The organism is Nostoc sp., from assembly GCF_036917155.1.
GTDB lineage: Bacteria > Cyanobacteriota > Cyanobacteriia > Cyanobacteriales > Nostocaceae > Nostoc.
In genome coordinates this window covers 35757-45681 of record NZ_JBALDZ010000076.1, presented here as the reverse complement: position 1 = coordinate 45681, position 9925 = coordinate 35757, and the positions used below count along the sequence as shown (strand labels likewise).

Annotated in this window: 12 protein-coding genes; 8 read left to right on the top strand and 4 right to left on the bottom strand. The window is 42.1% G+C overall.

Annotation, left to right across the window (positions count from 1 at the left end; translation table 11 throughout):
* Positions 1 to 334 precede the first annotated feature (334 nt).
* Positions 335 to 631, top strand: a complete 297-nt coding sequence (locus V7K67_RS11390; RefSeq protein WP_292843727.1) for a hypothetical protein — start codon at positions 335 to 337, stop codon at positions 629 to 631.
* Between the two features lie 84 nt (positions 632 to 715).
* Here V7K67_RS11390 and V7K67_RS11385 read toward each other — a convergent pair whose 3' ends face one another.
* Both V7K67_RS11385 and V7K67_RS11380 read right to left on the bottom strand, forming a co-directional pair.
* Complete coding sequence (locus tag V7K67_RS11385) at positions 716 to 1804, bottom strand: nucleotidyltransferase domain-containing protein (RefSeq protein ID WP_334733080.1); 1089 nt, start codon at positions 1802 to 1804, stop codon at positions 716 to 718.
* Between the two features lie 305 nt (positions 1805 to 2109).
* Entirely contained in the window at positions 2110 to 2343 is a 234-nt protein-coding gene (locus V7K67_RS11380; RefSeq protein WP_334706886.1) for a Nif11-like leader peptide family natural product precursor, read from the bottom strand.
* 674 nt (positions 2344 to 3017) lie between these two features.
* On the opposite strand from V7K67_RS11380, the gene rplU reads away from it, so the two are divergent.
* The 7 genes from rplU to V7K67_RS11345 all read left to right on the top strand — a co-directional run bounded on the left by rplU (position 3018) and on the right by V7K67_RS11345 (position 8158).
* A complete protein-coding gene (gene rplU, locus V7K67_RS11375) occupies positions 3018 to 3425 on the top strand; it encodes a 50S ribosomal protein L21 (RefSeq protein ID WP_179068072.1) in 408 nt (135 codons plus the stop codon).
* 30 nt (positions 3426 to 3455) lie between these two features.
* Positions 3456 to 3752, top strand: a complete 297-nt coding sequence (gene rpmA, locus V7K67_RS11370; protein ID WP_334706884.1) for a 50S ribosomal protein L27 — start codon at positions 3456 to 3458, stop codon at positions 3750 to 3752.
* 677 nt (positions 3753 to 4429) lie between these two features.
* Positions 4430 to 4810 (top strand): pentapeptide MXKDX repeat protein, encoded by a 381-nt coding sequence (locus tag V7K67_RS11365; protein WP_334733081.1) that lies wholly within the window; start codon positions 4430 to 4432, stop codon positions 4808 to 4810.
* Positions 4811 to 4928: 118 nt separating this feature from the next.
* Positions 4929 to 5537, top strand: a complete 609-nt coding sequence (locus V7K67_RS11360; RefSeq protein ID WP_334733082.1) for a thioredoxin family protein — start codon at positions 4929 to 4931, stop codon at positions 5535 to 5537.
* 163 nt (positions 5538 to 5700) lie between these two features.
* Positions 5701 to 6420: a cytochrome c biogenesis CcdA family protein gene (locus tag V7K67_RS11355; RefSeq protein ID WP_334706881.1), complete on the top strand. Its 720-nt coding sequence runs from the start codon at positions 5701 to 5703 to the stop codon at positions 6418 to 6420.
* Between the two features lie 94 nt (positions 6421 to 6514).
* Positions 6515 to 7111: a cytochrome b/b6 domain-containing protein gene (locus V7K67_RS11350; RefSeq protein ID WP_334733083.1), complete on the top strand. Its 597-nt coding sequence runs from the start codon at positions 6515 to 6517 to the stop codon at positions 7109 to 7111.
* A 327-nt stretch (positions 7112 to 7438) separates the two neighbouring features.
* Positions 7439 to 8158: a molybdopterin-dependent oxidoreductase gene (locus tag V7K67_RS11345; protein ID WP_334733084.1), complete on the top strand. Its 720-nt coding sequence runs from the start codon at positions 7439 to 7441 to the stop codon at positions 8156 to 8158.
* 13 nt (positions 8159 to 8171) lie between these two features.
* Here V7K67_RS11345 and V7K67_RS11340 read toward each other — a convergent pair whose 3' ends face one another.
* Positions 8172 to 8939 (bottom strand): Uma2 family endonuclease, encoded by a 768-nt coding sequence (locus V7K67_RS11340; protein WP_334733106.1) that lies wholly within the window; start codon positions 8937 to 8939, stop codon positions 8172 to 8174.
* Between the two features lie 90 nt (positions 8940 to 9029).
* The gene (locus V7K67_RS11335; protein WP_334733085.1) at positions 9030 to 9701 is read right to left on the bottom strand and encodes a GNAT family N-acetyltransferase; all 672 of its coding nucleotides are present in this window, start codon (positions 9699 to 9701) and stop codon (positions 9030 to 9032) included.
* Positions 9702 to 9925 lie beyond the last annotated feature (224 nt).

The following is a 9925-nucleotide window of genomic DNA, read 5'->3' as shown; positions in this document are numbered from 1 at the left end:
AGGAGTTAGGAATGAGGAGTTAGGAATGAGGAGTTAGGAATGAGGAGTTAGGAATGAGGAGTTAGGAATGAGGAGTTAGGAATGAGGAGTTAGGAGTTAAGAGTTTTGAATAGAAAACTGCTTCATAACTCACAACTTTAATTCTTCACTCAGCACTCAGAACTCAGAACTGAGTATATAACTCCTAACTCCTAACTCCTAACTCCTAACTCCTAACTCCTAACTCCTAACTCCTAACTGCTAACTCCTAACTCCTAACTTCTAACTCCTAACTCCTAACTGCTAACTCCTAACTCCTAACTGCTAACTCCTAACTCCTAACTCAGCACTGAATATGAGATTTTGGTCTTTTTGGTTCAACAGCTTTGTTTTATCTAGCCAATACAACCCGCCCAGGTTTGTAGAATTATTGATGCTCTTATTAGCGATCGCCATGCTGGCAATAGCTAGTATTTTACCCGATATGCCCTATTTAATCTTAGGCTTGAGCTTAGTAGTTGGGGCATCTGTTTCCATCTTAGTGCGGGAAGCGATCGCACCCTCACCCCAGACGCGAATTACCCAACTAACAGCATCCCTATTACTCATCATCAGCCTCTATGGTTTTGCTGATTTAATGTACACTCTTTAAAATTTAATTAATCAGTTAGGAGTTATGAGTGAGAAATTAATTAATAACTCCTAACTCCTAACTCCTAACTCCTAACTTTTACATTTACCAATTCTGCATTTCCACCAATTCCATACACAACTCATTAATTTTCTCTAAATCAGGTTTGTGAGGTAGGGCGGATTGTTCGTAAACAACTTCCATTTCGGCGACCAAATCTTCTGCCATTTTCATCACCTGCTCATAAGAATACTCACCCTTTAAAATAGCTTTTAAATCCTCAACATCACCAGCTATTCTCCTATCTACAACCACTTCACCTCGCCGCAATATTTCTACTCCACTGCGTAACAATCTAATGCAGTGCATCCCATGTTTGAGGTCAAAACCCGACTTTCTTTCCATTTCTGCCCTAGCGGGATTTCTATTCTCTTGCCAAGATAAGTAAGCCTTCCATTCTCTTAAAGCTATCTGATAGCTTTGGCTTTTCTGAAGCAGGCGGATAAAATCTTTACGACTATTGGTTAACTTTTGGGTATATTCTAAAGTTTCATCGGGTAAAGCATATTGTTTTAGCACTCCTTTAAAATCAATATCTGCTGTCAGCAATTGATATAATTGTTCCGCTTCTTCCAGAAACTCAATCCGTCCTCTGATTAAGTTATAAAGATACTCCAGAAAAGCATTTAGCTCATCTTTGCTAAGAGGTGCTTCGTCTTCTATAGCGAAGTCAGACGGTATCGGTTTTTTTTGCGGTGGCTTTAACAACCACTTACGATGAGTTTCCATCTTTTTAATTTGAGCAAAGGCATAACCAGTGTAAGTATGTTTTACCTTTTTACTCAGAAATAACTGCTTATGATCGATTAAATGCTGTCCGACTGTGCTTAAAAAAGGATAATTATTTAACCAGAGCAATTCTAAAACATTGGGATTCGCGCCCGCTAATAACTGGAGGATTTTTCTTAATTCATATATAACCGTGTCTTTGTTACCATCAACGAATGGAAATATTCCTGGTTCATCCCAACCAGCATCTTTTTGTTCTATGTGGTCAAATCCTAAGTAGTACCTTTTGGGCGCGATAAATACTCCCCGATAATCAAAATCAGAATCAGGACGATTTAAACCATAGCCGTGGCTACCAGCCAAACCAATTAAAATAGTTCTTTGCTCAACTTCTATTCTTTTCATATCACCTAATTAAAATATAGTCATCCTAACTCATGAGCTAAGTAGGTGGCGAGATGGAGAGTAGAGAAATAATTTTTAACTCTTATTGCATAGATACTGTCACAGCATGTAGCCAAAGATGGGTACATAACAGCCCTACTTAATCATTCGCGAACAATAAGATCCCCGACTTCTTAGAGAAGTCGGGGATTTTAACCTTGGTTTAACAGGAATACCCTTAAAGGAGATGATGCAACGGTATCCCCTTGAGGAGCAAAACTTGTCAATTCAGTTGTTCCTATACTTTCGATTTCCCAGAGCAAGAATTATCTAGGATAAATGTGGCGTCTAGTCCCCCATCCTGGATTGACAATGGCGGCTAAATCTTCTTCAGATAATTTGCTAATTTCACTATCCAGTTCTCTGGCGGTGAAATCATAGCCACGCTCTTGAGCAATTTTGATGAAGGCTTCTGGATCGGCTGTTACTTTGAGTTTTTGCTGTAATGCTTGATCTTGTTTTACAGCTTGAAAAAGTCGGGCAGCATTTTGCTGTGTCATGACAATCAATCTCCTGTTTGAAATATCAGGTTTGAATGTGGTAATTTAACTTTTGAGGATTCACTAACTTCTGCAAAGAATTTCTAAATTATGCATCTCACATTTGATCTTAAAACAAAGAAGAACAATGTGTTGATTTTGATAAAAAAATATAACTTCTACGCTAATCTTAATGTGAATTTTTTTAAATTCAGTCCTAAGATAGTAGCAATTTTTATCTAAAAAGTATTGGTTCTGACTTCTTGATAAATGCAATTTATATTTGTGCTAGTGGGCGATAAGCTGTTGCGCCTACAAATTGCATCACAAGCATGATTAGGCAAAACCTGTAAATCCTCTCCCTTGCTCCCTGCACCCTGCTCCCTTGCTGCCTCAATGTGCAAACTATAATCACAACAGCTTATCTACGAAGGGCTACACCTATGCCCATAAAGACCGTTGGCTAATTCCTCCCCACTCTGGGAAAATGAGTTTTCATTTTTAGGTAGAGCAGACAGCAATGCCAAACCCAAAAATCCTGTTAAAGCTTGACTTGACACCTGTTAATAAAATATGATATTAAATTGTCTGTCTAATTCCTGCTCGGATCAGGTAGACATATTACAAAGGCTGGCAAAAGCGTCTCTATAAGAGATAAAACCAGCTACCTGTACGGCAACCTCAAGGACAATTCCATGACCTACGCAATTATTGAAACTGGCGGCAAACAAATACGAGTAGAGCCAGGTCGGTTTTACGACATTGAACTGCTTGCGATTGAACCAGATGAAAAAGTTACAATAGATTCCGTATTGCTCGTGCAGCACGATGGCGAAGTCACCATTGGACAGCCACTAGTTACGGGTGCGACTGTAGAAGGGACTGTATTGCGACATTACAGAGGTCGCAAAGTCCTGGTATACAAAATGAAGCCGAAAAAGAAAACCCGCAAAAAACGGGGGCATCGTCAGGAAATTACCAGACTTTTGATAGACTCCATCACCCTTAATGGTGCAGTGTTTGCTGCCCAAGGAGAACCGGAGAAAGAAACCCCCGTTATAGATGAGACTCCTGCCGAAGAAGTTGAAACCGCTGCTGAATAATAAAAAGAAGTAGATACACAAGAGGAAATTATGGCTCATAAGAAAGGAACAGGTAGTACACGTAACGGTCGTGATTCTAATGCTCAACGTCTGGGTGTTAAACGTTATGGTGGTCAAGTTGTACGTGCAGGAAACATTCTCGTGCGTCAGCGTGGTACAAAATTCCACCCTGGTAACAATGTCGGTATTGGTAGCGATGATACTCTGTTTGCCTTAATCGACGGTGTTGTAACGTTTGAGAGAAAGGGCAAAACCCGTAAAAAAGTTAGTGTTTATTTACCCGTAGCTGCTGTTGAGGCGGCGGCGGCTGAAGCAGTAGCAAGTTAGAGTGTTAGGGTGGTTGACATCCACCCCATTTTGATACCTGACGGCGATGGCGCAGCTAAGCCGGGTCTTCTCCCTTGGCGTTAGCCTCTCCCTTTGGGAGAAGGGGAGACGCCAAGGGCGAACGAGCGTCTTAAAATCGCCCGTGCCTAGCCCCCATAAATAGAGTCAGTAACTCAACCCTGAAGGGATTGAGCTTGTAAGAGAAATCAAACAAGCTGTACTGACCAGTCTCAGTCTTTGCTGACTACGTTTTTTGAATGAATTGACCAACAACATAATAGAATTTAGGGGCTTTCTCGGCACGGACAATTCGGTAAAAGTCCCTTTGTCCAGATCCCCGACTTTTTTAAAAAGTCGGGGATCTAATTTTTCACGAATGATTTAAGATTGCCATTGGATTAAGCTACCATAAATTGCCTGAGAAAATGCTGAGAATAAAATAAATTTTCTCAAGGGATAAATTTATGAAAATTATGGCTTCGTTTCAGATAAGCTTCAGTCCTAACAGAGATACTTTGGATGTTCGGGATAGCTCAAACATCAGTAACAAAAGTCTGATGAAGTCCCCTACAAGAAGGCATCTTCTTTACCCCAATCATTTTAATGAATCTGCTTGTAGCTTAGTTTACTCCGATCAATCAATACAAAAATAACTATCCAAAGGACGAAAGAAGACTATGAACTGGAAAACACTTTCTTTAATTGCTGGTTTGATTTTAACTACCAGTCTCACTGCTTGCTCTAGCAGTCCTGCCAGTAACAATCAAATTGCTCCTGAAGCCTCTCCTGCTATGAGCAAAGACAAAGCCGGCGATGCGATGGGCAAAGATGCTATGGGTAAAGACAAAGCCGGCGATGCGATGGGTAAAGATGCGATGGGCAAAGATGCGATGGGCAAAGATGCGATGGGCAAAGATGCGATGGGCAAAGATGCGATGGGCAAAGATGCGATGGGTAAAGATGCAATGGGTAAAGATGCAGACAAAGCTGGTGGTGCGATGGGTAAAGACAAAACAGGTGATGCAATGAAGCAATCGCCTGCTTCTACCAAGCCTTAGCCACAACTAGCTTTGCATTTCACTTTTCTTGTACTGGGTACTAGGGACTGGTAAACCAGGAAAATCCTAATTCCAATCCTTATACTTTGGTGCTTTGACCTCAACAGGAGAAATTCTGATGAATCACAACCTGCTCCACCGACGTCAGTTACTTTTTTATCTTGGGTTAGGGGTTGTTGGAATTGGTGCAGCTACAACATTTTCCAACTTTAGAAAAGTGAATGCCCCTTCTATCTCTCCTGTAAATAGTAAGAATATACAAAACTCGGAAACTATTGCAGTGAAACCTCTGGCAGGCGATAGTTTACCAGAGTTTCAAGGGATAAGTCAGTGGCTTAATTCTACACCTTTGTCAATAGCTGACCTCAAAGGCAGTGTTATTTTGATACAGTTTTGGACTTTTGCTTGTATTAACTGCCAGCGTACACTGCCTTACATTACTAGATGGCATCGACAGTACGAGTCGCAGGGACTCAAGGTGATTGGTATCCACACAGCAGAGTTTGCTTTTGAGCGAGACGCGGATAACATAAAAAAGGCATTACGACAACACCAAATTACTTATCCGGTTCCGGTTGATAACGAATATAAAACTTGGAACGCTTACGAAAACCAGTATTGGCCTCATATATTTTTGGCTGATCGTCAGGGATTGTTGCAATATGACCATATCGGTGAAGGGGCATACGAAAAAATAGAGCAAACTATCCGCCAGCTATTGGGGTAAAAAGATTATGAATTTTAGATTTTGGATTTTGGATTTTGGATTAAAAGATTCAAAATCCAAAAAAATTTTAGCAGCCCTCTTAGTTTTAAGTATAGAAAAATCTAAAATCTCTAACTAGAGTCAATTTCTTAAAGCATGGAGTCAATCTAAAATCTAAAATTGTATGACTACTTCTACTTTATCAATCAGTCTGGCTTTCTTGGGGGGAGTTTTAAATGTGCTTTCACCCTGCGTTTTACCGATTTTGCCTGTGCTATTGGGGCGATCGCTAACCACAAGTCACTCTGCATCTACGCCCCAATCCCATACCTACGGCCCAGTCGCACTGGTAGGGGGATTAATCGCTGGTTTTGCCCTGGTAGGTAGTTTACTCGGTGTAACAGCAAGCTGGTTTACAGGCTTGGTAAATTTATTACGTAATGGAGCGATCGCACTCCTCTTATTTTTGGGAGTACTGGCAATTTTCCCCACCTGGAGTTACCGAATATTTAGTTATATTCCAGTTGGCAAGTGGGCTAAAAAACCTCCACGTATGGGACTTATGGGAGAGTTTTGGCTAGGGACTCAGTTGGGGCTTTTGTGGACTCCCTGTGCTGGGCCGGTTTTGGGGGGAATTTTAGTACTAGCAGCAGTTAATCATCAAGTTACAAGTGCATTTTGGCTACTGCTTGCTTATGGAATTGGAGCAGGTTTGCCTCTATTAGCGATCGCTTATGGTGGACGAGTATTCAGCCAACGAATCCTCAATCTCCGCTTTCATAGTGCAGCTTTGCAGCGGATTGGTGGCGTTGCGATCGTGGCTACAGCAATTGCTATTCTTCTGGGTTGGGATGTTCAAATACAACTTTGGCTAGCTCCATTTTTCCCCACTCAATCCCTGTAAGACTTGCCAATTTTAGATTTTGGATTAGAAGACCCAATCCAAAAGTCTAACTGGGAACAATCTAAAAATCCAAAATTCAAAATCCAAAATTGGTATGATTTTATCTAAACGCAAAGTCCGCTCAACACCAAGTCAGACTTTTCTATCAAAAACTTTTCACTGGATTAATATCATTAGTCTCATCTTGATGATCGCTAGTGGACTGCAAATCTATAATGCTAATCCGGTATTTGGAGGGCGTGCAGGTTGGCATTTTCCTGACTTTTTGTTGCTGGGAGGTTGGTTAGGAGGTGGAAGACACTGGCATTTTGCTGCTATGTGGCTGTTTTCAATGAATTTACTTTGGTATGGACTTTATATCTTTGTAACTCGTCGTTGGCAGCGTCGCTTTGCCGATGGCGGTGATTTAAAAGCATTGCAAGTCAGCCAGAATCCAAAGCGCAAGAATTACGCATGGCATCGCCTAGTTTATACTGCTATCATTCCAGTGCTACTGCTGGCCATCTTGAGTGGTTTGGCGATGTACAAACCTGCTCAATTGCATTGGCTTTCTGGACTGTTTGGGAGTTGGCAGACTTTACGGACTGTTCACTTTATCACTGTTCCCACTGTCATACTGTTTACAATTGTTCATTCCTTACTTGCCCTGAAGGTAGGAAGCATCCGTCTAGTTAAATCTATGTTCCTGTAGAGGTTCTGTAACCATTCTCCGACCTAAAGGTACGGAGCTTTTTCCCCCTCCCAACACTACTAACAATTGCTTGTTCACTTATGTTGTTTGCGGAACTTACGGGCACGGTTACGTTTGATCAGAGGGTGTACTCACCCCCACACCCCACGACTCAATTTGCGTGGATACGACCCTCGCGGACTCGCTTTCTCGTGTCGCTATCGCTATGTCACTGGGTTACTACTTAAGCTTTGGCAACGAGTCAATTTCCTGCATTTAGTAATTTCACCGTATATTGATTTTACAGTAAAGCCGTCCTCCAAGGACGGGGAACAACCCAAATTTCTTATGAGTCTGATTCTTCCCAAAAGCACATTATCTCGTCGTCGGTTACTGCAACTATCTGGATTTTCAGGTGTAGGTTTTCTTTTAGGTGGCTGTGGGACAAATTTGTTCTCAGATAATCTGCGGCAAATATCTGAGCCACTAAACCAAAGTTTTGAAGCACTCCTGCTAAGTCAAAAACTAGTACCTGAATTTTCTGTCAATGCCATAGAAGCAGACAAATTGCTGGTTAATTCCTTTAACTTCACCCCGCAAATTGATCCGGCGCGGTTTCGCCTGACGATTGATGGTGAGGTTAATAACGCGATGCAATTGAGTATGGCAGATATTCAAAAACTTCCCTTGACTTCAATGGTAATTCGCCATGTCTGTGTTGAAGGCTGGGCTGCGATCGTTCAATGGGGAGGTGTGCGATTACGAGACTTAGTAGCGCTGGTACAGCCTAAGTCAAATGTCCGCTATGTCTACTTCAAATCTGCTGATGGCTATTATGAAAGCTGGGATATTGCCTCTGCTGTACATCCCCAAACTCTCATGGCTTATCAAAAGAATGGACAACCATTATCAGCTGATAATGGTGCGCCTATGCGCCTAGCATCTCCGATAAAACTAGGCTATAAGCAAAGTAAGTGGGTAACTCAAATTACATTCGTCAGCAATTTGTTACCTACTGAAAAAGGCTATTGGGAGGATAAGGGCTATGAGTGGTTTGCTGGGTTATGAGATAGGTAAAAAGCTAATCTAAGTCGGGTTCAACGCCTAGCGATCGCAATTGTGCAATCAACCGTTCAGTCCGTTGACTTTCTAGTTCAGCTCGTTGACTTTCTCGTTCAGCCCGTTGACTTTCTTGTTCAGTAGAAGTCAATACCCAATTGAGAGTCCCATCATACCACCGTAACCAGGGCTGTTCTACATCTTGATAGCGTCCCTGCCAGACGCCCAAGCCTAATTCTAGTTCTGGTATCCAAAGACGTGACTCTGACAATGCTATCTCAGCATAACGACCGCCATCTAATTTAAACACCCTTAATTTATATTTGTACCGATCAAATACTGCATAATAAGGCACACGTAGAATCTGCTCATATACTTCCCATTTTCCTGGTGGTTGCTTGATATCCCGCAATGTCTGCCCCAAATCTTCCTTTTCAGTGCCGGGAGACAGCAACTCAATCACAATAAAAGGATGAACTCCCTCTTGCCAAACGACATAACTTAAGCGTAAATCCCGCTGTTCATAGAGACGGGAAACACCTAAAACGGCAAACCAATCTGGTCGCTTATGCCACAGTGGATAGCGCGGGTCATAATAAAGATTCAGATCGCTAGCAACAAATATTTCGTCGCTAGGATAATTTGGTGGATGAAAGGTTTCGTCTAACAGACGAGGTTGCAATAAATGAAACTGATCGGGCAAACCAGGCTCCTCAGGATCTTCACTGGGAAGATCATACATGGTCGGCAATACATCTTTTGGCGATCGCGGCGGGTCAGTTTGATACATCATAAAGCAGTCCTGATGATGAAACTCTCAGTTCTATTATGATTGAACGCACTTTGAATAATTGAATCCAAAATCCAAAATCTAAAAAATCTAAAATTTCGATGTTTCTTCAAATAACACTAAGCCATATTTCTCGCCAGTCGGCAAAAAGCCAATTCCTCGATAAACTGCTTGGGCTGCGTGGTTATTATCACCTGTAAATAGGATGGCACGTTTTATTCCCTGCGATCGCGCATTTAATAACGAACCTGCTACCACACTTTTAGCGTAGCCTTTACCCCGCAATGCTGGAGGTGTCCAAACTCCACCAATTTGCACAATATCAGGTAGGCTGGCATTAAAGGCAGAGTAAGAAACTAGAGTATCTCCTGCTACCAAAACCCAATGCGTAGCCGTAGCTTGACGGGCTTCAATTACGAGACGGCAAGCTGGATGCGAACTGGTGGTTTCTATTTGTCCTAAAGCTTCCACATTATAAGCAACGCACCATTCAGTGAGTAATTCCAACTCATCTGGATGTGGTAAACGACACTGCACTTTTGCCGATGCTAAGGCTTGGGGTATTTGTAAATCTGGCAGTGCTAGAGAAAACAAAATCTCAGATTCATCAAGTTGAGTTGGTCGGTTGCTAAGTCTCAAAATGCTTTTTGTTGCTTCGACTTGTGCCGCTGGCCCGCTAATTCCAGAGATGGCACGTCCAGATTGTGTCACAACTGCTTGTACCACCTCTGATAAATATACAGGGACCTGGACTATTACCATCCCATTCCAAAAGTGGGCTGCAACTGCCACTATAGTTTCATCTATGTAGGCTGCTATGTAATTTTAAACCCACGGAGGTGGGTTTTGTCTGTATAGCCGCGAATTCCATTCGCCAGGGCTAGTGGTCTATCGCATTAATTTTATTGGGCTGCTAGATCCCCGACTTCTTGAAGAAGTCGGGGATCTGAACACCACTAACCTCTCAAAACTTTTGGGACAGACTA